The organism is Sporosarcina sp. P2 (assembly GCF_002743255.1).
Taxonomy (GTDB): domain Bacteria; phylum Bacillota; class Bacilli; order Bacillales_A; family Planococcaceae; genus Sporosarcina.
In genome coordinates this window covers 140,224-162,414 of record NZ_PDYY01000008.1, presented here as the reverse complement: position 1 = coordinate 162,414, position 22,191 = coordinate 140,224, and the positions used below count along the sequence as shown (strand labels likewise).

18 protein-coding genes and 1 other annotated feature are annotated in these 22,191 nt (G+C 41.0%); of the genes, 3 read left to right on the top strand and 15 right to left on the bottom strand.

Annotated elements, in window-relative coordinates:
* Window positions 1-180 precede the first annotated feature (180 nt).
* Window positions 181-2,595, bottom strand: coding sequence for a leucine--tRNA ligase (gene leuS / locus CSV67_RS10320; protein WP_099631505.1), 2,415 nt, complete (start codon window positions 2,593-2,595; stop codon window positions 181-183).
* Between the two features lie 79 nt (window positions 2,596-2,674).
* Window positions 2,675-2,892: a binding site (T-box leader), on the bottom strand.
* Between the two features lie 146 nt (window positions 2,893-3,038).
* Here leuS and mnmL point away from each other — a divergent pair.
* Window positions 3,039-3,992: a tRNA modification radical SAM protein MnmL/YtqA gene (gene mnmL / locus CSV67_RS10315; protein ID WP_099631504.1), complete on the top strand. Its 954-nt coding sequence runs from the start codon at window positions 3,039-3,041 to the stop codon at window positions 3,990-3,992.
* A 10-nt stretch (window positions 3,993-4,002) separates the two neighbouring features.
* The gene (gene mnmM / locus CSV67_RS10310) at window positions 4,003-4,602 is read left to right on the top strand and encodes a tRNA 5-(aminomethyl)-2-thiouridylate-methyltransferase MnmM (protein WP_099631514.1); all 600 of its coding nucleotides are present in this window, start codon (window positions 4,003-4,005) and stop codon (window positions 4,600-4,602) included.
* Window positions 4,603-4,641: 39 nt separating this feature from the next.
* Here the strand turns inward: mnmM and CSV67_RS10305 are convergent, their stop codons facing one another.
* From CSV67_RS10305 to CSV67_RS10285, 6 genes are all read right to left on the bottom strand, one after another.
* Window positions 4,642-5,367 (bottom strand): SDR family NAD(P)-dependent oxidoreductase, encoded by a 726-nt coding sequence (locus CSV67_RS10305; protein ID WP_099631503.1) that lies wholly within the window; start codon window positions 5,365-5,367, stop codon window positions 4,642-4,644.
* A 17-nt stretch (window positions 5,368-5,384) separates the two neighbouring features.
* A complete protein-coding gene (locus tag CSV67_RS16675; RefSeq protein ID WP_158231554.1) occupies window positions 5,385-5,528 on the bottom strand; it encodes a hypothetical protein in 144 nt (47 codons plus the stop codon).
* Between the two features lie 109 nt (window positions 5,529-5,637).
* On the bottom strand, window positions 5,638-6,303 hold the full coding sequence (locus CSV67_RS10300; protein WP_099631502.1) for a 3'-5' exonuclease: 666 nt from the start codon (window positions 6,301-6,303) through the stop codon (window positions 5,638-5,640).
* Window positions 6,304-6,371: 68 nt separating this feature from the next.
* Complete coding sequence (locus tag CSV67_RS10295; protein WP_099631501.1) at window positions 6,372-8,300, bottom strand: DUF294 nucleotidyltransferase-like domain-containing protein; 1,929 nt, start codon at window positions 8,298-8,300, stop codon at window positions 6,372-6,374.
* Between the two features lie 229 nt (window positions 8,301-8,529).
* Window positions 8,530-10,077 carry a solute symporter family protein gene (locus CSV67_RS10290; protein WP_099631500.1) on the bottom strand — a complete coding sequence of 516 codons (1,548 nt, stop codon included), beginning with the start codon at window positions 10,075-10,077 and terminating at the stop codon, window positions 8,530-8,532.
* Between the two features lie 13 nt (window positions 10,078-10,090).
* Complete coding sequence (locus CSV67_RS10285) at window positions 10,091-10,417, bottom strand: DUF485 domain-containing protein (RefSeq protein WP_099631499.1); 327 nt, start codon at window positions 10,415-10,417, stop codon at window positions 10,091-10,093.
* A gap of 445 nt (window positions 10,418-10,862) precedes the next feature.
* On the opposite strand from CSV67_RS10285, the gene CSV67_RS10280 reads away from it, so the two are divergent.
* Entirely contained in the window at window positions 10,863-11,528 is a 666-nt protein-coding gene (locus CSV67_RS10280) for a GntR family transcriptional regulator (RefSeq protein ID WP_099631513.1), read from the top strand.
* Between the two features lie 50 nt (window positions 11,529-11,578).
* On the opposite strand, the gene brnQ is transcribed toward CSV67_RS10280, so the two are convergent.
* The 8 genes from brnQ to cysK all read right to left on the bottom strand — a co-directional run bounded on the left by brnQ (window position 11,579) and on the right by cysK (window position 22,174).
* A complete protein-coding gene (brnQ, locus tag CSV67_RS10275; RefSeq protein WP_099631498.1) occupies window positions 11,579-12,961 on the bottom strand; it encodes a branched-chain amino acid transport system II carrier protein in 1,383 nt (460 codons plus the stop codon).
* A gap of 298 nt (window positions 12,962-13,259) precedes the next feature.
* Window positions 13,260-16,334, bottom strand: a complete 3,075-nt coding sequence (locus CSV67_RS10270; RefSeq protein WP_099631497.1) for an SbcC/MukB-like Walker B domain-containing protein — start codon at window positions 16,332-16,334, stop codon at window positions 13,260-13,262.
* The gene (locus CSV67_RS10265; RefSeq protein WP_099631496.1) at window positions 16,331-17,485 is read right to left on the bottom strand and encodes an exonuclease SbcCD subunit D; all 1,155 of its coding nucleotides are present in this window, start codon (window positions 17,483-17,485) and stop codon (window positions 16,331-16,333) included. The genes CSV67_RS10270 and CSV67_RS10265 overlap by 4 nt, the downstream gene beginning before the upstream one ends.
* A gap of 106 nt (window positions 17,486-17,591) precedes the next feature.
* Window positions 17,592-18,311: an NAD-dependent deacylase gene (locus CSV67_RS10260; protein WP_099631495.1), complete on the bottom strand. Its 720-nt coding sequence runs from the start codon at window positions 18,309-18,311 to the stop codon at window positions 17,592-17,594.
* 126 nt (window positions 18,312-18,437) lie between these two features.
* Entirely contained in the window at window positions 18,438-19,442 is a 1,005-nt protein-coding gene (locus tag CSV67_RS10255) for an aliphatic sulfonate ABC transporter substrate-binding protein (protein WP_099631494.1), read from the bottom strand.
* A gap of 27 nt (window positions 19,443-19,469) precedes the next feature.
* Window positions 19,470-20,225, bottom strand: a complete 756-nt coding sequence (locus CSV67_RS10250) for an ABC transporter permease (protein ID WP_099631493.1) — start codon at window positions 20,223-20,225, stop codon at window positions 19,470-19,472.
* Window positions 20,158-21,000 carry an ABC transporter ATP-binding protein gene (locus CSV67_RS10245; RefSeq protein ID WP_099631492.1) on the bottom strand — a complete coding sequence of 281 codons (843 nt, stop codon included), beginning with the start codon at window positions 20,998-21,000 and terminating at the stop codon, window positions 20,158-20,160. Before CSV67_RS10245 ends, CSV67_RS10250 begins: the two co-directional genes overlap by 68 nt.
* Before the next feature lie 247 nt (window positions 21,001-21,247).
* Complete coding sequence (cysK, locus tag CSV67_RS10240) at window positions 21,248-22,174, bottom strand: cysteine synthase A (protein ID WP_099631491.1); 927 nt, start codon at window positions 22,172-22,174, stop codon at window positions 21,248-21,250.
* Between the last annotated feature and the right edge of the window lie 17 nt (window positions 22,175-22,191).

The following is a 22,191-nucleotide window of genomic DNA, read 5'->3' as shown; positions in this document are numbered from 1 at the left end:
GACCGGAGGTTTGCCGCTCGCTTCCTTCAGATTCCACGTCACCATGGACACCCTTGCGTTGAGCTAACTGTTACTTCTGCCTTCACAGTTCGGGACTTGCACCCTATAGACTACACCCATGCTGGGCGCACATCGAAAAAGCCGGTTGGAGAAAATCTCCAACCGGCTTTCTACATTTCATTAACCCGCTACAATATTTACAAGGCGTCCAGGAATCGCAATAATCTTCTTCAATTCCTTACCTTCCATCCATTGCTTCACGTCTTCGTTTGCCAAAGCCACTTGCTCTAACTCTTCTTTCGAGCTATCTTTGGCTACAGTAATTTTCGCACGAATCTTACCGTTGATCTGTACCGCTACTTCCACTGTGTCATCCGATAATTTTGCTTCATCAAATGTCGGCCACTGTGCATAGGCAATCGTGTCCGTGTGACCTAGTTTCGACCACAATTCTTCAGCCAAGTGTGGCGTGATAGGTGAAATTAACAGAAGGAATCCTTCAATATAAGCTTTTGGCAACTTCTCTGCTTTATAGCTTTCATTAATAAATACCATCAATTGAGAAATCGCTGTATTATTGCGCATGGCTTCGTAATCTTCTGTAACTTTTTTGACTGTCTGATTATAGACTTTCTCTAGCGGTCCGCCGGTTTCATCCGTCAATTTATCTGTCAATGTATCATCTTCATTGACGAGCAGACGCCAAATGCGATCAAGGAAACGGCGAGATCCGTCTAGTCCATTTGTAGACCATTCTTTTGATGCATCCAGTGGTCCCATGAACATTTCATAAATACGCAATGTGTCTGCACCGTGTGAATGAACGATATCATCCGGATTGATGACGTTACCTAGCGACTTAGACATTTTCACATGTCCTTCACCTAAGATCATCCCTTGGTTGAAGAGCTTTTGGAATGGCTCTTTCGTTTGTACAACTCCAATATCGTACAATACTTTATGCCAGAAACGAGCATACAATAAATGCAGAACTGCGTGCTCCGCTCCCCCTACGTAGATATCAACAGGCAACCAACGTTCAGCCAATTTCGGGTCAATTATCATGTCATCATTATTCGGATCGATATAACGCAAGTAATACCAGCAACTTCCTGCCCATTGTGGCATCGTGTTCGTTTCGCGACGACCTTTCATACCTGTTTCTGGATCGACGACATTGACCCACTCCGTAATATTTGCAAGTGGTGATTCACCTGTTCCGCTTGGCTTAATATTATCGGTCACCGGCAACATCAACGGCAATTCAGATTCATCGACTGTAGTCATCGTGCCATCTTCCCAATGAATGACAGGAATCGGTTCGCCCCAATAACGCTGACGAGAGAATAACCAATCGCGCAGACGATACGTAATTTTGCGTTCGCCCGTACCATTCTCTTCGAACCATTCAATGGACTTTGCAATAGCTTCTTCTTTCCCTAATCCATTTAGGAAATCCGAATTCACGTGTTCGCCTTCTCCTGCATATGCTTCTTCTTCAATGTTTCCGCCCGCAACAACTTCCACAATCGGTAAATCGAATTTTTCCGCAAACTCATAGTCACGCTCATCATGTGCAGGAACCGCCATGATTGCACCTGTGCCATACGTAGCCAATACATAGTCTGCAATCCAGATCGGCATTTTTGCACCGCTTGCAGGGTTGATTGCGTATGCTCCGGTAAATACGCCCGATTTGTCTTTTGCCAAATCTGTACGCTCAAGATCACTTTTTGATTTTACGGATTCAATATATTTTTCTACTGCTTCACGCTGTGCATCGGTAGTGATGGCACTGACTAATTTATGTTCAGGAGCCAACACTGCATACGTCGCACCAAAAATCGTATCCGGACGTGTAGTAAATGCTTCGAATGAATGCTCAGTGTCTGCAATTTCAAACGTTAATTGTGCGCCTTCCGAACGACCGATCCAGTTGCGTTGCATGTCTTTTAGGCTTTCAGGCCAGTCCAAATCTTCCAAGTCTTCTAACAGACGATCTGCGTATTCCGTAATCCGCAACACCCATTGGCGCATTGGACGTCTTTCAACTGGATGATTTCCACGCTCAGACAAACCGTCGATCACTTCTTCATTCGCCAGTACCGTTCCTAGCGCTGGGCACCAGTTAACTGCTACTTCATCAATATACGCCAGACCACGTTTATATAGTTGAATGAAAATCCACTGCGTCCATTTATAATAGCTTGGATCCGTTGTATTGATTTCACGAGACCAATCATAAGAAAATCCAAGATCTTGCATTTGGCGTTTAAATGTTGCAATGTTCTTCGCTGTAAATTCAGCTGGATCATTTCCTGTATCAATCGCATACTGCTCAGCAGGCAATCCGAATGCATCCCATCCCATAGGGTGCAATACGTTATATCCTTGCTTACGTTTGAATGCACTTAAAATATCTGTCGCGATATAGCCAAGTGGATGCCCAACGTGCAGACCCGCGCCTGACGGATAGGGAAACATATCCAATGCGTAAAATTTAGGCTTGGATGGATCGTCAACCATTTTGTATGTATCGTGATCTTTCCAATACTTTTGCCACTTCTCTTCAATTTGCGTGTGCTTATAACTCATGTCAAAAACTCCTCCACTATGATTCGATTTCTTTACTTGTATTGGTGCGTACAGATAAAAAAAGACTCCCGTCCCTCTATAAAGGGACGAGAGTCTATATAGTTTCCCGCGGTACCACCCAAATTGACGGACTACGCCGTCCAACTTGATTCCTTAACGCGGAGTACGGTATTAGTTACAAGTATTCACCAATACAGGCTCAAAGGCGAGTTCGTTCCCCACTACTACAGACTTGCACTAGCCGTCTGCTCTCTAAAAAGTAGCGTAAGAAGTACTATTCCTCATCATTGCCTTCATTATTTTATTCAGTTTACCCGAAACGCACGCTGAATACAAGCCTTCCCTGTTGCTTTTTGTCGTAAACACAATCGTTCCTGCGATTTGTTATGTGATATCACTGTATATTCCATGGTACAATGTCTGATGTAAAGGAGCTGTACAGAATGAATGAAATCAATCTTCCGTTTCCAAGTGAAGGGAAACGATACCATACATGGTCAAGACATTTGAAGGATACATTCGGTTGCAAAATCGCCAAAGTAGCGCTTGACGCAGGGTTTGACTGCCCGAATCGTGACGGTACTGTTGCACATGGTGGCTGTACGTTTTGTAGCGTGGCGGGATCAGGTGATTTTGCAGGAGATCGCGTAGATGCAATTGAAGTTCAATTCGCTGAAATCAAAGAACGTTCCCAGCGTAAATGGAAAGATGCGAAATACATGGCCTATTTCCAAGCCTATACGAATACACACGCCCCTCTTCCTGTTCTAAAAGAAAAGTTTGAAGCGGCGTTGGCACAAGAAGGCGTTGTGGCATTATCAATTGCTACGCGTCCCGACTGTCTACCCGACGACGTAGTCGAGTATTTAGCCGAACTCAATGAACGCACCTATCTATGGGTAGAACTAGGCTTGCAGACCGTACATGAATCGACTGCAAAACTCGTCAACCGAGCGCATGATTTCGAATGCTATAAAGAAGGTGTCGATAAGTTACGTAAACACAATATTAATATTTGTAGCCATATCATCAATGGTTTGCCTGGTGAAACTGAGGGAATGATGATGGAAACCGCTCAAGCAGTTGCTGAACTGGATGTACAAGGAATCAAAATTCATTTACTACATTTATTAAAAGGAACACCTATGGTAAAGCAATACGAAAAAGGCAAACTGGAATTTTTAACGAAAGAAGCGTACATCAATTTGGTAGTTGATCAACTCGAAATCATGCCTCCCGAAATGATCGTGCATCGCATCACAGGTGACGGCCCAATCGATTTATTAATTGGTCCGATGTGGAGCGTCACGAAATGGGAAGTACTGAATGGAATTGATGAAGAACTGGAAATACGTAATAGCTGGCAAGGGAAAAAACATCTGCAAGAGGTGAAATAATGTGACAAACATATTACTGCACCGCGTACTGCCGATTGCGAAACGGCTAATTACTGAACGCGTGCAGCCTGGAGATACAGTCGTCGATGCGACAGCCGGGAATGGCAACGACACACTTTTTTTAGCTAACTTAGTTGGCGATGAAGGGAAAGTTTTCGCATTTGATATTCAGCAGCAAGCACTAGAGACAACGGAGCAACATCTTGGTGAGCTAGCTAATCGCGCTACACTCATTCATGACAGCCACGCGAATGTCCGCCAATACGTGCAGGGCGAGATCAGCGGTGCTATGTTCAACTTAGGATATTTACCATACAGTGAAGATCCTAGTATCATCACGACGCCATCTTCTACAATTGCAGCAATCGATGCGTTACTAAGTTTGCTGAAAAAATCCGGAATCATCACAATCACTGTCTATGATGGACATGAAGGTGGCAGTGAAGAACGTGATGCACTGCTTGATTATGTTTCGACATTGCACCAAGGTGATGTGCATGCGATCCGCTACGAATTGCTAAATCAGAGAAGAAACCCTCCGTTTCTACTTGCACTCGAGAAAATGAAAGATTTTACGGAAGTGCGAAAGTTAGAAGCCGGAGAATCATAAAAACCCGTCGCCACAAGTAAAAGTGGCGACGGGTTTTCATCAATCAAATTGACGAATATCTGCAATAGGGTCGATTTCCAGGAAGTCCACTTCGTTCACAAATCGCACGAGTTTTTCTGCCGTTTCAGAGGCTGAACTTAACTGCCCTTCCCTCTTATATGCCTCGAACCTTTTCAGGTGTGGAAATTGTTGTTCAGATGAGGAACGAATCGTCTCCTGCATACCCGTATCGATAATTCCTGGCGCGATGGAAACAATCCCTGTTGGGTAGTCTGCCATCTTTTGCTCCAATGCAATGACACGTGAAAACTGATCGAGTCCAGCTTTCGTCGTACAATAAATCCCCCATCCTTCATACGCACTGCGGCCTGCTCCGGAAGAGATATTCATGATCTTTTTCGTTCCCTTGAAGTCTTTCAATGAATCGATAAATACATTCATTAATTGAATCGGTGCCGTTAAATTCACTTTAATGGCTTGCTCCACTTTTTGAGTGTCCAATGAACCTACCAAACTAATCGGATCCACAATACCGGCGTTGTTGATCAGCGTGAAAGAACTAGCATCCTCCAGATGTTGACTAACTATGCCCCCAAGAATGGCAGTCGCTTTTTCACAGTCCATGAGATCTACTTCATACATCGTGTGTAGCTGATCTGGATTCGTCCGTGCCAAACCATAGACGGTTGCCCCTGTTTCTGTAAATTGGCTAAGTAATTGTTGACCGATTCCTTTAGATGCACCTGTAATGATGATGATATCCATATGTATCTACTCCCTTTCTATACAATGTAGCTAATTAAAGACCCTATGTATGTCGTTGCTTCTTCCACAGTCTTATTCGGTAATTCAACAAACAATATCCAGCAATACACTGCAATAGCCAATATAATGACGATCAATAAAATCGCTTGACGTTTATTCATAACTCCACGTCCCCCACCCATTGTGCAACTCTGTAATTTCTACTATACCACAACAACGAAATAAGCCCGCCACTCAAGTTTCATTGAATGGCGAAGCCGATAACTGAATTTACGTTTGAGAAACAAATTTTTGTGCTCCACCATTTTTAATTCGTAGTAAATCCGCCAATGTCTTCACGCCTTGACGATCAAGTTTTCTAAGTAGTGCCGTGAATACATATGCCGTTGTCAACGCATCGCCTAATGCACGATGTCGTTCGAACACTTCTGTGCCGAATAGACGTGCATAATCTTCCAAGTCCTGTTGCTCACCTGTAGGATCCAAATAATTAATCAAATGCATCGTATCGAATGATGTAGGGGTTTGAAATGTACATTTCTGACGGCTTAATTCTTTCTTAATCACCATTTCATCAAAACTGACATGATGTCCAACCCAGCCCGCACTTTTATGTTTTTCTATAAAGGCAAAATATTCTTCAATAGCTGGAAGAGGCATAGGGGCATGGTCCACTTGTGACTGCTGTATAGTGGTCAGCTTGCTGATGGTAGGAGGAATATCTCTTGACGGATTCACAAATGTTTGAAATACATGATCCGTAACCTCAAATCCTTCAACTTGTACGGCACCTATCTCAATCATTCGATCGTCTGCACCAATTGCAAAACCAGTAGTCTCTGTATCAAACACTGTGAAATTCATATCTTGCAGCGGCGTATTTAGCTGTATTGATTGTTGTAATTCATACGTTAATTTTTTCTTCTTCCAAAACATGATATCGCCCCCTACCTATATAGTACAATATGCGTGAATTTTGTACAGGGACCTTTATCTATACTTTCTTAAAGTTTTGATAATAAATGTGATTGAAGTGCTCTGACTGTATCTAGCGTTGTACGCAATTCGTTTAACTCCCATCTTCTTAGTTTGCGCAAGTCGATTTCTGTAGAAATTTTCTCATCTCGTAAGTGTTTCTCCCACGACATGGAAATTCTCATACTTAAAGATATTTCATATGCATGACGAATTTCCTCCGCAAAGTCTTTCGTGATTTTTCTCTTTTTCTGCAAAGCGGAGATAATCTCAAGAGGTGTTGCGTTAATGATACCATTGCTGACTCCTAAAATTTGCAAACAATGATGAAGCGGGAATAGAGCATGTTTCTTAATATCAATCACATCTGCTTTACTGCGTCCCCTGAAAATAGTCAAAAAGTTTTGTTGCAATTGTGGTATTGGTTTCTCTTTTTCCTCTTGTGCCATATAGTACATAAAAGTAGCTGATTTTCTCAACAAATCTTGTACCATTAAGATAAAGCGCTCGTTGACAGCCGTTTCACCATAAAGGAATCGGAATGATAGGAAGTTGTATCCGAGCAAGATCTGTTCAGGTGTAGACCGCAGCGCCCATTGGCGAATACGTTCGTGCCAAATTGCCATAGTGCCGCGCCACTGCGATTCACTCGCCATCATGAATCCGATACATCTAGTATAGCCTGCTTGCTCAAGGTGAACGACAATTTCGTTGCCAAGAAGTTCAAAATAGTTCTCGACTTGCTCGGATTCCTCTTTCGATACATCTTCATATACAAGGAAGTGATCTTGATCAGTCAGCATAAACTGCTCTCCACGTGCACCACTGCCCATCTGGTACCAAGCAAATGCTACAGGTGGTGTTCCTTTCCCTTGATCCTCGAGTGATTGAACAGCCAGCATAACGCAATGCTTCGCTAGACGATCATAGAACTTTGTAATGATTTCTAATGTATGGATGGTTGAAATTTCATCCTGAATTAAATTGGATAGGACATCGTAAATTGCTGCTTTAACGACAGGCAAATTTTCAAAGGAAGCTTCTTCTATCGTTTTTAAGATATTCATCGAATTACGATCGCGTTTCGTCATCAACGTAGCAAATGTCACAATACCTACAGGCTTCCCTGCTTTGACTACTGGCAAATGCTTGATTCCATGTTTATAGAATTTAGTCAAGACCTCATAATAATAATCGGTTACTTTGACCGTATGCGGCTTTTTCGTCATGACATCTTTCGCCTTTAGTCCGATTGCGGAACCGCCGCCCGCTATCACTCGTTCGACTAGATCTTTTTCCGTCACGATTCCAAGCAACTTGCCCGACTGATCTGTAACAATAACAGAGCTAATGGAGTGTTTAATCATCAACTCAGCTACTTCCCTCGTTTCTGCCTCCGCATGAATTGTCACGACTGGACTGCTCATGAAATCCTGTACACGACGGACATACGGTTCACTTTCACCATATTCATCCGCCAAACGTACTTGTTCTCCTAACGAGGTATAGACATTCGCCAAACGAATCGACATTTTACGCAAGACGTAATCCCGCACATGTTGATCGTCCATCCGGTGCTTAATCACTTCATACGGAACTTGGAGACAAACGGAGCCTTCGGCCACGACCATATCAATATGATGTTTATCAAGCGGCCGGTCCATTTCCCCTAAGTAGTAAGCAAAATTGGAAAAGCCAATGACTTCATTTTCTTGAATAAATTCTAGTGTGACTGAGCTACCAGCTTGCCCCTCTATTTGAACCTCTGCGGATCCCTTCAACACGATGAGTAAACCTTCCTGAGGTGTTTTGAAATAGTTAGATCTCTCCGCTTCTTCATACATCTTGAGATTACATTCCAGTAATAGCTGATCAAATTCCTTTTCTGACGTGTTCATAAACAACGGATTTCTATGAATTTTATCATACCATTCCTGATCTTTTACCATCTTCAGCATTTCAAAACCTCCTATTCATATTGACCATCACGAGATCTCACTTCATATTATTCAAATCCAAATGTCATCAGCACCTATCTACTTACATTCAATAGTCTTTACGCAAGAACTATCAACAAAAGATCAATGCTTTATCTAACTACACAATTTATCCTTTAAATAAAAAATGATTCCCTCTTCTGTCGTGCTTGTAGAAGAGGGAACCATTGGTTGAATATCAAGCTAATTATTAAAGATCAAGCTCTTTGTAGCCAGTTTCCGCTTTGAAACGAACTTCTGCATAAGAAACTTCATCTTTCTCATGTCGCTTAGAGCTAACAAGTGTACCAATCCAAGCAGCAAGGAAACCTGCTGGTACGGAAACGATAGCCGGGTTAGCATATGGGAAGATTGGATTACCAGTAATAAGAGTAGCTCCCTCAACTGGGTTCATTACTGATGGGCTGATTGCAACAAGAACTAGTGCAACGATTAGACCAGTCAACATTGAAGCAACAGCACCTGTTGTATTGAACCTCTTCCAATAAATAGTTAATAGAATAGTTGGTACGTTTGCGGATGCAGCAACACAGAATGCCAGTGATACTAAGAACGCAACGTTCAGCTTTTCAGAACCAAGTGCAAGAAGGATAGAAGCAACACCAATTGCGATAGAAGCCCAACGAGCAGCTGCAACTTGTTGTTTCTCAGTTACATTACCATTTTTAAAGATTTGTCCGTAAATATCGTGAGCGATTGCAGAAGCACCAGATAGTACAAGTCCTGCAACAACTGCTAGGATTGTCGCAAATGCAACAGCTGCAACGAAGGATTCTAGTGCGTCTCCACCAAGAACTCCAGCCAACATTGGTGCTGCCATGTTCCCTGCAGCGTTTTCTGCGATGATTGCATCCGCTCCAACGAATTTAGCTGCGCCAAATCCAAGGAAGATTGTCAATACATAGAAGATACCAATAATCCATACAGAATAAATAACGGAAGAACGTGCTGTTTTCGCATCTTTAACTGTGAAGAAACGCATTAAGATGTGTGGAAGACCAGCAGTACCTAAAACCAATGCGATTAATACTGAAATAAGTCCAATTGTGTCTTTATACACAACCCCTGAGTGAAGGAACGCTTCACCATGTGGAGTAGCCGTTTTCATGACCTCAAACATACTAATAAAGTTGAAGTTAAACTTCATAAGTACCAAGAAGGAGATAATGATTGTACCCATCATCAGAAGAATTGCCTTAACAATTTGTACCCAGCTTGTCGCAGTCATTCCACCGAATAGAACGTAGATTAACATCATCGTTCCAACGATTAGAACTGCCATCCAATACTCGATACCGAATAATAATTTAATAAGAGCACCCGCACCAACTAATTGTGCAAGCATGTAGAACATTACGATAGTAATTGTGTTCAATGCTGCTGCTCCACGCACTTTCTTAGCGCCGAAACGTGCACCGATCATATCTGCCATCGTAAACTTACCCAAGTTACGTAGTGGTTCAGCAATTAAGAATAAAACAACTAGATAAGCTGTTAACCAGCCAATACTATAGTAGAAACCGTCAAATCCGTTTAGTGAAATTGCACCCGCGATCCCTAGGAAAGATGCTGCGGATAAGTAGTCACCAGCAATCGCCATACCATTTTGCCAACCTGTTAATGAACCACCGGCAGTATAAAAGTCACTTGCTGTAGTCGTCTGCTTTGCCGCCCAATATGTAATGTAGAGTGTCAGCGCGATTACAGCGAAGAATATAACATATGAAATCCAACTCATGAACACAACCCCCTTATTTTAAAACGTTTTTCTCTATAATCTTGTCCACTTCAACATCAAAGTGTTTTGCTTTATTCATGTATATGGACGTGAATACCCATACCATAATGAACATGGAGAATGCATAGACCCAGGTCCATGTCATTGCACCAATTGCAGGTGTTTCTAAAATTTTTGTATAACCAGTTAATAGTGGAAGAATAAAGTACGCTGCGAAGAAGAAAATAACAAAAGGTGTAGCGAAGTTCTTTTTTCTTTTTACAAGACCCTTAAAGTCTTCTGTTTGAACAAGTTTTTCATAATCCATCGTGGATTTCCCACGTGCCACTTGATTAGTCATTAGTTAATCCCCTTTCTATTTTATATAGCGTAGTAAATTAGTTCCTATTCCCCCCATCTCACTGAAACCGCTTTCATCATCAAGTTGAAATGATAATATGTTACAGCGTATTCGGATATAAATTTGTTATAGTACACATGTAAACGATACCAAACATTTACTAGATTTGCAATAACATTTTTAAAGATTCGTAAAATTAAATCTACTGAGAAAGCAAATCATGTATAGACATTAATCTATCAAATATAAGCAGAAACTACAAGAACTTTTTGCATTTATCATACACTTTTAATAATCCAAATCTTATAACAATTCCTAATTATTTCACTACACTGTGCAAAATACTGTTAAACAACAGGAATAAGTTGTAGTATACTGTATATTGGTTATGAGTGAAATAAACATGGTGGGAAGACTACTTTTTGGAGAAAGATGGTGTGTAAAATTGCCTATACCAACTAACCACGCACAACCCATACGAAAGACTGCTAAAGAGAGTGCATTTAGTCAACTGCAGAAATGGATTATCGATGGAACTTTACAGCCCGGCGAAAAACTAAATGACGTTGAATTAGCAGAAGCACTTGGAGTGAGTCGCACGCCTATACGTGAGTCACTACAATTATTAGAAGTTCAAGGATTTGTTCAAATGTTTCCAGGTAAAGCAACACAAGTGACAGACGTAGATCGGGAATCTATTTCGGACTTACTCCCGCCACTCGCAGCGTTGCAAGCATTATCAGCTGAACTTTCCATACCAAACCTAACCGAAAGTATTATTAGGAAATTGCGGGAAACGAATAAGAAATTCGCGCTAGCAGTTGAAAAGGAAGATTATTTTCAAGCTTTGAAAACCGATGAAAAATTTCACCAAATCATTGTGGACACAGCTAATAATCCATATATCTCTTCCATGCTTGTCTCATTACAAGCTCATGTGCGTAGACTTTTCTTTCATAATTCCATTATACTAACGGAAAAATCGATTGAAGAACATGACCAGATCATAGATTTAATGAGTAAGCGTAATGGTGAGCAAGTTACTAAAGTTATGAGGGAAAATTGGTTGCGCGCGATCGAGGAGTTTCGTTCGATTGAAAAAGTTGATTGATAAATAGAGTAGAAAACAGGATTCGACCTAAATCGGATCCTGTTTTAATTTTATGCTTTTTCTTTAGTAAAGATATTTTGGACACCTTGCCCTCTTTTATTGTGTACCACCGCCACAATAGCTGTTACGACAGTCACAATCAATACAGGAACTAACCAGCCGACACCTTCTGTATAATATGGAATGTACGCTGTATATGCCTCCTCTACAGTCTCAAGCCAATTCGGCATGTCCTTCTCTACTAGTGAGTAGAACTTCACAAGCGCTTCAACGAAACTGACGAGAAAAGCCGTTACAGTCGCTGTTCGATATACCAAGCTGGATTGATGGAATAAAGGGCCGGTGAATGTTAGCAGGATTAATACCATGGCCAGTGGATACAGTAGAACCAGTACAGGAATTGAGTAATTGATAATATTCGCTAGACCGAAATTCGCTACGACCAAACAGAATAGTGAAAAGAATACTACAAAAAGTTTATAGCTAACTTTTGGGATGATTGCATGAAAGTACTCGCCACATGCAGTTAAAAGCCCAATAGCTGTTGTTAGACAGGCAAGCATAATCACAACTCCGAGTAACAATAGTCCTGTCGTACCGAATAAATAAGAAGAAGTTTCGCTCAACACGGAACCCCCGCCATCCAGATAGCCAAATAAATCAACCGATGTAGCACCTAAATACGCAATACCTATGTATATAATGGCTAAAAATCCGGCTGCCACAAATCCTGTCTTAGCCGTTGAAGTCAATATTTGTTTTTTACTAGTAATGCCCATCGCACGCAATGCGTTGATGACGATGATTCCAAAAACTAGAGAGGCTAGTGCATCCATCGTATTGTATCCCTTAAGAAAACCTGTAAAGAATGGTGTTTCATTATAAGGGGCTTGCGAAACTTGCGCACTTCCCATTGGATTAAGAAGCGTCATACCAATTAAGCCAATCAATATAATAATGATGAGTGGTGACAAATATTTACCGACTCGATCAACGATCTTTGCAGGATTCAATGATAGCCACATGCTAATACCAAAGAACACGAGTGTAAATAAAAAACGGGCAATATCAATAGGGAAACCATGTAAAAATGGAGCAACACCAATATCAAATGCCACAGCCCCTGTTCGTGGTGCTGCAAAAAACGGCCCAATCGTCAAGTAAAGTATTGCTGTAAATAGAACAGCGTAGACTGGGTGAATTCGACTTGCCAAGTCTTGCAAATCTTTCTTGCCAGAAAAACCAATAGCCAAAATACCTAAAAAAGGCAAACCAACTCCAGTAAATAAAAAGCCAGCCATAGCTTTAAACGTTTGATCTCCAGCCAGCTGTCCAAGCTCGGCAGGAAAAATTAAATTACCTGCACCAAAAAATAAGGCAAATAGCATAACCCCAATAACAAGACTTGATGAAAATGATAGTTTGTTCTCCATATGTATAAAAATCCTCCCAAAGTCAAAATCTTTAATTTGTATGCAATATATTGCGTTCCCTTATATTACTCTTCTCAATTTGGAAAATCAACAGCTGTCAAATCATTTAACTTTTGTCTATATTGTCAACTTACAGACTATTCATCAGGACCCACAATGGATCTTTTAAAAATAGAAAAAACTGACCTCCATAGAGATCAGTTTGGATTGATAAGATGATTAAATGAAAAGTCGTGTATTGGATAGTTTGTGAATTCCATTTCAAAGTCGATTAGCTACGTCTTACTCCCCCCGCTAATCAACTCAGTACAAATTTCGTTTTGCTGTAACCTTCTCTCCATTTAGTTACTTGCAATGTAGCGGGAATAGCCTCTTTCATTTCATCGATATGGGAAATGATACCGATCATTCTCCCTGACTGCTGAAGCGCGATGAGTGTATCTATAGCTTTTACTATAGCCTCTTCATCCAATGCGCCGAATCCTTCATCAATAAACATCGTCTCCATACGTACAGCGCCTTGGAAGCTTTGAATGACATCTGCCATACCCAGTGCCAAACATAAAGAGGCATTAAATTTTTCACCGCCTGATAGCGTTTTAACGTCTCGTGTCTGCCCTGTATATGCGTCATGAACATCTATACCTAAGCCACTTTGTTTCCCTCTAGTTTCTTGACGGTCACTACGGACGAGTTCATATTGTCCATTTGAAAGATCACGCAGGCGAATATTCGCAGCTTGAATGATGCGCTCCAAATACTCGATTTGAATATAGCGCTCAAAGGAAATTTTCAAATGGTTTTGACCACGGATTAGATCGTAGAGATTCACAATTTTTCCATATGTCTTTTCTAACTCGGCTTCCTTAGATTTGCTATTTTTTAATTCATTGTATAGATCCTGCGCTGCTTGTTCCCGTGCTTTTGATTGATTGCACAGAGCAAACGCCTCTTCATATTGTGTTTTCATTGTTTCAACCTCGTGCTCCATCACTGCCATATCCGTTCGCTGTTTGCCATCTACAGACTTCTTGAGTTCTTCTACGGATGATTGTAATGTATGAAGCGTTTGGGCGAACACTTGAAGTTGTTGCTGAATAGCCTGACGCTTTGAAGTCGGCAGTTTCACTTGCCTATAATTCTCTTCCGAGGTAAAGCCTTCTTCTGTCAGCCGTTTTGTAAAGGAAGCTGAACTATGGTCTACCTTTGCTTTCATATCTGCTAAGGACTTCTTCTCCAAAACCTCTCGGGATTCCCATTTTATTTTCTCAGTTGAGGCGTCTTGTAATTTCTGTTGAATTGTTTTCCAAGCACTTTCAAGTTGTTGACTTATTGTTTCTTCAGATGTAATTTGTTGTTGCAATGCGGATAGTTCCTGTAGATTTTCAGGAACCTCCGTTAGTGCATAGTTATAGAGGGCTCGTTTCGTTTCAAGCTCTGCTTTTGATTCATTGCGCTGCTGTTCCAATATATTCAGTTCTTTAGTGAGTTCATCCATGGCCTTCTGCGCTTGGTTTTGTTGGTCTTTCTTTTGTTTCAACGACTCTCGCTTATTTCTAAGGACAGCTACTTTTTCCGTCAAATCAGCCTGTTCTTTTTGATGATCAAGATTCAAATCTACTTGTTGCTCATCCAATTCAGCTTTACTTAATTCAATACGTTGCTTAAGTTGTTGCAATTCCGCCTGCTTAGTATGGAAAGTCTGTACTTTATTCGTTAACTCTAGTTTAGCTGTGTCTAATTGTTGCTTCGATATGTGCTCGGCTTCTGCAACTTCTGCTTTAGCTGGATGGTCGACACTACCACAAACTGGGCAAGACTCTCCGTCATGAAGTGAAGCAACGAGGGCTACCGCCTGATTACTAATCCAACGATTTTCAAGAGCTTGATAGACATCTGTATACTGCTCTACTTGTTGCTTGGCGGTTGTAAAATGTGTCTCCAGTTCGTGTTGTTGTGTTAGCTGTTGCTTGTATAAAGCCACTTGCTTTGCGACGGCTTTGCTAGTTGAAAGTTGATCCACCAACTGTTCGTAGTCTTCTAATAAAGTTTCCAATTCACTAATTTCATTTTTCTGCATGGTCATGGCTTCTTTTTCTTGCTTTGCTGCCAGCTGATTTCTTAGCAAAGATTTCTCTACTTGATCTACCGTGTTCGTAATTTCCTCTAACACTTGACGTTGCTCTGTGAGTCCGGATACGATTGGAAGTAAATTTTTTAGCGTAAGTAAATGTTCTTTCACTTCATTTCGCTCAGATTCCTTAGCTAGTTCCTGTTCATAAGAAGCCTTTGCCGACAATAGCTTTCTCTCCGCATCAGCAAGAAACGTGACAGTTTCAGAATAACTTCGATCTTTTTTCTGCCATTCCATTACATTAGACTTCACTTGTTGTTCTAAATCTTCTAATCTCGCGGCCCGTTCTGCTTGCTGCAATTGCTGTTCGAGACTTTTCATCTCTGATTGTTTCGCCTGCAATCCATCTAATTCTTTTTGGCGTTGCAGCAACTGGGCAAATTGTTCATTAATTAAACGAGCTTCATGTATTTCTTGTTGTTTTTCGTTATGAACTTTATAGAGTCTAGTATATTCTTTATGAGTTTCTTTAGATTGTATCTCATAATAGGCATGTTCTTGTTGAAGACCTACTAGAAGCTGATGGTAGTTGGGGTACTTTGATTGTAATTCTGTAAATAATAAAGAGTCGCGCATGGGTAACTTCGCTGGTATTTGATGAAGAATCGTGTCACCCAATTGTTTTTCACGAAGATATTCCGCATTCGCTTCTTCTTTTTTTACTTTTAACTGTTCTACGATCTTCTGGTACGGTTCCGTTTTAAAGATTTTCCGCATGATGGCTTCCTTATTTGCCGTATCGGATGTTAAGAATTTGCGAAATTCCCCCTGAGGCAACATCATGATTTGACTAAACTGTGCGTGCGTAAAGCCTAGCAACTGTTCGATCTTTTCATTTACCTCCGTAACAATTTGGCGATCTACCGCCGGAACGAATTGCTCGTCCTTTTCTTCAAATAATTCGCAGCGGCCTAACGTATCTGATTTATTCCCTTTTTTTCTGTAAGGAATCTGACGCACGACACGAAATCTCCGCTTATGGATATCAAAAGTTAACTCTACAGTCGTCTGCATGTCATCATGCGCAAACTGACTGCGCAACGCTTTTGTGTCAGTACGATCCTCTCCACTTGCCTGTCCATATAATGCGAAACAGATGCCGTCAAAGATTGTAGTTTTGCCAGCACCTGTTTTTCCGGAAATGACAAATAAACGATGATCTTTCAAATCACGAAAATCAATAACTTCTTTATCTTTATACGGTCCAAATGCTGTCATCGTTAATATAATGGGTTTCATGCACGTTCTTCCTCCTTCATAACGTCAGACAAAACTTCAGCGAATAACTCTTTCGTTTCTTCGTCTACTTCTTCGCCTTGAAGTTCTTTAAAGAAGGAAGCAAACATTGCTTGATCGTCTTCTTTTTTCTCAACATTCACTGTTCCGCCTAGACTGTCTGTAGAAGAAGCAAAAAGTTTACGTTCTACATGCATGGCATTCGGAAAGACAGAACGGATTTTCTCCATCGGTTGTATGACTGGTACCGTATCAAGCAACTTGACGAACACATAATCTTCATTGTGAGACATCATTAATAGATCGTCCATCGTTCCTTTAACCGTTCTCATATCATGAAGAGGAGTGAGTAATCTTTTCTCAATTTCCACTTTGCCATTTCTTCCGAGCTCCACAATGAGATACCCTTTTTGATGATTCTCTTCCGATATTGAATACTTTAATGGTGAACCTGAGTAACGAATCGTTTCATTGCCTACAAAATGCGCCTGATGTAAGTGACCAAGCGCCGTATAATGAAACGGCTCAAACAAATCTGATGAAACATATTCAGCCCCACCAATCGATAAGGGTCGTTCCGCGTCACTTGTATTCTCCTCTTTCTCACCATGCGTAGTGATGAATGCGTGACCAACGAAAACATGTCGAGCATCCTGATCCATAGACTTCTCTATACGCTCGATGATTTTCTTCATAGCTTGTTGATGACTGGAAATCGACTCATCTTCGAGCAAGTGACTAACAACTGAAGGATCCGAATATGGTACTAAATGGAAATAGACATCACCATACGGGTCTTGAAGCTTGACTGGTGACAAGTGCGGGGACAATTCTCCTGTTATGTATAAACCTTGGTCTTTCATGAACGTACTTCCAAAATGAAGACGGCTAGGGCTATCGTGATTTCCTGCAATAGCGATGACAGGTATTTTCAAATCGATAACAATCTCCTGTAGAACTTCATTCAATAAACCTACCGCTTCAGTTGGTGGAATTGCGCGATCATACAGATCTCCCGCTATAATGACCACATCCGGTTGTTCTCTCTTTATCTCTTCTATAAAAGCTTGCAATATATAACGCTGATCCTCTGTCATATAGATTCCTTGGACGAGTTTACCGAGATGCCAGTCTGCGGTATGAAAAATTTTCAAATCGATTCCCCTCTTTTCATCTTTAAAAATAGAGACAAGAAGAACAGCGTAACAAAAGAGTGATATGAAAATCCTCCGTTTACTACGCTCATTCTTCTATCTCAAATTACTTACTATCCACTTTTTGATCCGCCTCATTCAATATTTCTCCGATTTTGCGTTCATTGATAACGAGATCGGCAAAGTGATCCATTTCTGTAGGCTCCATATTGATAATGACTAACTTCGCGCCTTGCTCTTTTGCGATCAGCGGAAATTGATTCGCAGGTGTAACGGTTAATGATGAACCTAAGACAATGAAGAGGTCTGCTTTCTCACTTTCAAATATCGCTTGAATAAATGCTTCTTCTGGCAGCATTTCTCCAAATAAGACAACAGATGGACGCAACTTACCGCCACAATCGCAGTAAAATTCCTCTTGTTCGTAGCGTTCGTTACCGTATACTTTTCCACACGTTTCACAATGGACATGACGAAGTGTCCCATGAAGTTCCATGACGTTTTTTGACCCCGCCATCGTATGGAAACCATCGACGTTTTGCGTAATAATTCCATCGATCAGGCCATCTTTTTCCCACTTAGCTAAAATATCATGTCCTTTATGCGGTCCTGTTTCTTTTGCTGCTATGACGCGTTGTTTATAAAACTGGAAAAACTGTTCTACTTGTTGATTGAGAGCAGTTACGCTCGCCACTTTAGCAGGATCTTCTGTTTCCCACATGCCCGTTTTAGCAGAACGAAAATCTGGTAGCCCGCTTTCTGTCGACATTCCTGCTCCAGTATAGACAATAGTACGTTTTGATTCGTTCAATAAATCTGCCAGCACTGTCCTCATCCTTTCAACTAGCGAAATTATGTTCTACCTACATTCTAGCATATCCTGTTTTATTGCTATTTATCAAACGATACGAAAATAGAAAAACGAGCATCCACAATGGATACTCGCTTAGTATTAGTTTGCTGTAATTTTTTTAATGGCTTCTAGATCAATCAATCCATCGATTTCATTCGTTTTGATATAATCTGCTTCTTGACTGATATCAGCCATCTCTTGCAATACGTCCTCATTTACATCTGTTGTCACTTCGATTCGTGTGAAGGCTGCTTCCAATTCATCACTGGCTATTTCTTTACCAGTCAGATCTTTGATGTGCTTCACCACTAGTTCTTGTGCTTTTTCTGGCTCATCACGAATGAATTGAACTGCTTTTGCGTGAGCTGTCAAGTAAGCAGTCGATAATTTTTCGTTTTTCAAAAATGCATCGCTTGTTGCGACAACTGTGTTCGTAGATTCTTTACCCCAAGCAAAGTCTTCCCAATCGAGAATCAATTTACCATCCGCCTGATTTTGTAAAATATACCCCCAAGGTTCTTGTGTTGCTGCGCCGTCAACTGAATCTTGAATGAATAATGTTGCTGTATCCGCTGGTGCAGATGCGAAAAACTCCACAGTTCCTCCGTTAGCTTTTGCTTTTAGGTCCACGTCTTTCAACGCTTTACGTAGCATTACATCTTGCGTACTGCCGATTACAGGAATTGCAATTCTCTTACCATCAAGATCAGCTAATTCATTAATTCCACTTTTACCGTTGGCTACTAATACCGCACCGCCATTTACTGCTCCAGAAACAATATGATACTTTGGATCTTTTACATAATAGTTGATTACAGGTCCAGGTCCAACTGTTCCGATGTCTATCGAATTAGAAGCCATTGCTTCCATGAATAACCCACCGTTACTAACTGTCTTCGTCGTAATCTTAATGTCTTCACCGAACTCTTCCGCGAAATAATTATTTTCGAGTCCAACGATTGTTGCGATATGTGTTAAGTTCGGGAAATATCCAATCTTTACTTCTTTTTTATCCGCGCTGTCTACCTCTGTTTTCCCACATCCCGACAAAATCCCCACAATTGCTAATACTGAAAGCAATACACCCAATAGTTTCTTATTCATATGATGATCCCCTTTTCTTAGAGCGTGTCACGCCCGAATTCCCCATTTTCTTTCAACACTGCGTTCCAAACGCAAAAATAATACATTATCCATAATAGTTCCAATAACCCCGATGATAATCATGACAGAAATAACTAAATCCATTTGACCAAGTGCGCGTCCTGATTCTAGTAGTTGACCGAGACCGACGCCGGCACCTAGTAATTCCCCTGCCATGAGTGCACGCCATGAGAATGCCCACGCGATGCGTAATCCAGAAATTAATTGTGGTACGGACGCTGGCAAGATCACGGTCCGCAAAAAGTGAAAACCGCTAGATCCTAGTGACTTGGCAACACGCTGATATAATACTGGTACGTTTTTAAAGCCGCTTGTTGCGTTAACGATCATCGTCCAAGTAGCCCCTAATGTAACGATAAATAAAATAGCAAAATCATTGAGACCGAACCAGATAATCGCAAGTGGAAACCAGACAATACTTGGAATAGACTGTAAAGCTGTCACTAGAAAACCAAGTGTGTCTTCCACTATTTTGTATCGCCAAATCAAATAACCAAGCACCAGTCCAAGTACAGAAGCAATCGTGAATCCAATTAACAATCTGCTAAGGCTTGCACCGATTGCAATGAGGATTTGACCGGAGATGAGTCCAGAAATCAAAGTCGACATGACTTGTGTGAAACTCGGAAACATAAAATCGGGTAAATCCGATAGCCTAGATGTGACTTCCCATATCGCCACTAGTATCCCGAGAAACACTATTCGTCTTAAAGCTGTAGTCATCGCCCATCTCCTCCTTCAACACTTTCTCTATTTCTTCTTGAAGTTCAGCCAAAATCTGCTTTTCGAGTTGCAACGTCACGTCATTCGGCATGACGCCATCTTTTGTATCATTGGATTTGAAGGTCGCTTTAATTTTCCCAGGACGTGTCGCAAACACGACAATCTTTTGTGAAAGTAATACCGCTTCACGAATATTATGTGTAATGAAGAGAACGGTTACTTTCGTTTTTCTCCAAATATCCAATAACTCTTTATGAAGTACCATTCGCGTTTGTTCATCCAATGCCGCGAATGGTTCATCCATTAATAGGATATCCGGCTCCATTACAAGCGCACGCGCGATGGATACGCGTTGCTTCATTCCCCCTGATAATTCATGCGGATAGGAATTAATGTAATTCCCCAAGTGGACTATTTTCAACATTTCAATAGCTTTTTGTTCCGCTTCTTTCTTCGACATCTTCTTTAAAAGTAAACCGTATGTAACGTTATCGAGTACTGTCAGCCAGGGGAACAGCCCCGCTTCTTGGAAAACGACCACTCGATCTGAATCCGACCCTTTTACTTCTTTTCCGTTAATACTAATTTTCCCTTGCTCCGCTTTTTCGAGTCCCGCAATTAAATACAACATAGTGGACTTTCCGCAACCTGACGGACCTACTATAGAAACAAACTGTCCTTTTTCTATTTCAAGGTTGATGTGATCTAGTACTTTGACCGTTCCCTTTTCTTTGTGGGGAAAGCTCTTTTCAATGCCTTCAATTTTCAAATACATGTTGATTCCCCCTCATAAATATTTTTGTGTCATTCCGTTTTTTAATTCCTACTAACTTTATATGTTTTGTATATATATAATCTACCATTTACGTAGGTTTTGTCAATAGGATTTCTGATTATTTTTTCAATCTATTTAAAAACATGTGATTAAATGCTATAGGTAATAGCTTTCTATCATTTTTATTCCGAAATTCTACGTTAAAAAACCTCTACCCGACATGGGAAGAGGTTTTTGCTTGTGGATATTATTGAAATAAATCACTCGATAAATATCTTTCACCAGAATCGGGCGCAATACAAACGACTGTATCTTCAGGAGTTAAACGTTTCGCCACTTGCAATGCTGCATACAGTGATGCGCCACCTGACGGCCCGAGCAAAACTCCTTCTTGTCTTGCGAATTGTCTGACGGTAGTATATGCGTCGTCATCTTCAATTCGGAAAATCTCATCGTATACATGGGTATTTAATACAGTTGGAATAAATCCAGGACTGGTACCTACCAGTTTATGTTTGCCTGGTTTGCCACCTGATAATACCGGTGACCCTGCAGGTTCAACCACATGCACTGTAATAGCCGGGTCATGCTCTTTTAATGATTCACCTGTACCTGTTACCGTACCACCTGTTCCTGATGTACAGACAAATGCTGTTAATTTACGATTGATGGATTGAATGGCTTCTATAATTTCTACAGCCGTCGTATGGCGATGACTATCAGGGTTCGCTTCATTTTCAAACTGCATCGGAATAAAACTATTCTCAATGGACTGTGAAATTTCATTCGCTTTAGAGATCGCACCTGGCATACGCTCTGCGCTAGGTGTCAATACAACTTTCGCTCCATAGGCTTTCATTAAGTTAATACGTTCAATCGTAGAGTTATCCGGCATAACAAAAATGGCTGGGTATCCTTTTGCTGCAGCATTCATGGCCAAGCCAATTCCCGTGTTTCCTGACGTCGGCTCAATAATCGTGGCACCGGGTTTTAGTACCCCCGTTTTCTCGGCTTCTACAAGCATTTGATAAGCCGCGCGATCTTTTACACTACGGCTTGGATTGAAATACTCCAATTTCACATACACCTCAGCGCCAGTAGTTTCACCGAGCGTTCGTACTTTTACAAGCGGAGTCTCTCCGATTAATTCCGCCATATTATTGACTATTTTCATTCTGTACACCTTCTCTT

Bases quoted from the DNA above. Each gene is read 5' to 3' on its own strand.
- leuS (WP_099631505.1), bottom strand. From the start codon at position 2,595: ATGAGTTATAAGCACACGCAAATTGAAGAGAAGTGGCAAAAGTATTGG.
- mnmL (WP_099631504.1), top strand. From the start codon at position 3,039: ATGAATGAAATCAATCTTCCGTTTCCAAGTGAAGGGAAACGATACCAT.
- CSV67_RS10305 (WP_099631503.1), bottom strand. From the start codon at position 5,367: ATGGATATCATCATCATTACAGGTGCATCTAAAGGAATCGGTCAACAA.
- CSV67_RS16675 (WP_158231554.1), bottom strand. From the start codon at position 5,528: ATGAATAAACGTCAAGCGATTTTATTGATCGTCATTATATTGGCTATT.
- CSV67_RS10300 (WP_099631502.1), bottom strand. From the start codon at position 6,303: ATGTTTTGGAAGAAGAAAAAATTAACGTATGAATTACAACAATCAATA.
- CSV67_RS10295 (WP_099631501.1), bottom strand. From the start codon at position 8,300: ATGCTGAAGATGGTAAAAGATCAGGAATGGTATGATAAAATTCATAGA.
- CSV67_RS10290 (WP_099631500.1), bottom strand. From the start codon at position 10,077: ATGAGTTGGATTTCATATGTTATATTCTTCGCTGTAATCGCGCTGACA.
- CSV67_RS10285 (WP_099631499.1), bottom strand. From the start codon at position 10,417: ATGACTAATCAAGTGGCACGTGGGAAATCCACGATGGATTATGAAAAA.
- brnQ (WP_099631498.1), bottom strand. From the start codon at position 12,961: ATGGAGAACAAACTATCATTTTCATCAAGTCTTGTTATTGGGGTTATG.
- CSV67_RS10270 (WP_099631497.1), bottom strand. From the start codon at position 16,334: ATGAAACCCATTATATTAACGATGACAGCATTTGGACCGTATAAAGAT.
- CSV67_RS10255 (WP_099631494.1), bottom strand. From the start codon at position 19,442: ATGAATAAGAAACTATTGGGTGTATTGCTTTCAGTATTAGCAATTGTG.
- CSV67_RS10250 (WP_099631493.1), bottom strand. From the start codon at position 20,225: ATGACTACAGCTTTAAGACGAATAGTGTTTCTCGGGATACTAGTGGCG.
- CSV67_RS10245 (WP_099631492.1), bottom strand. From the start codon at position 21,000: ATGTATTTGAAAATTGAAGGCATTGAAAAGAGCTTTCCCCACAAAGAA.
- cysK (WP_099631491.1), bottom strand. From the start codon at position 22,174: ATGAAAATAGTCAATAATATGGCGGAATTAATCGGAGAGACTCCGCTT.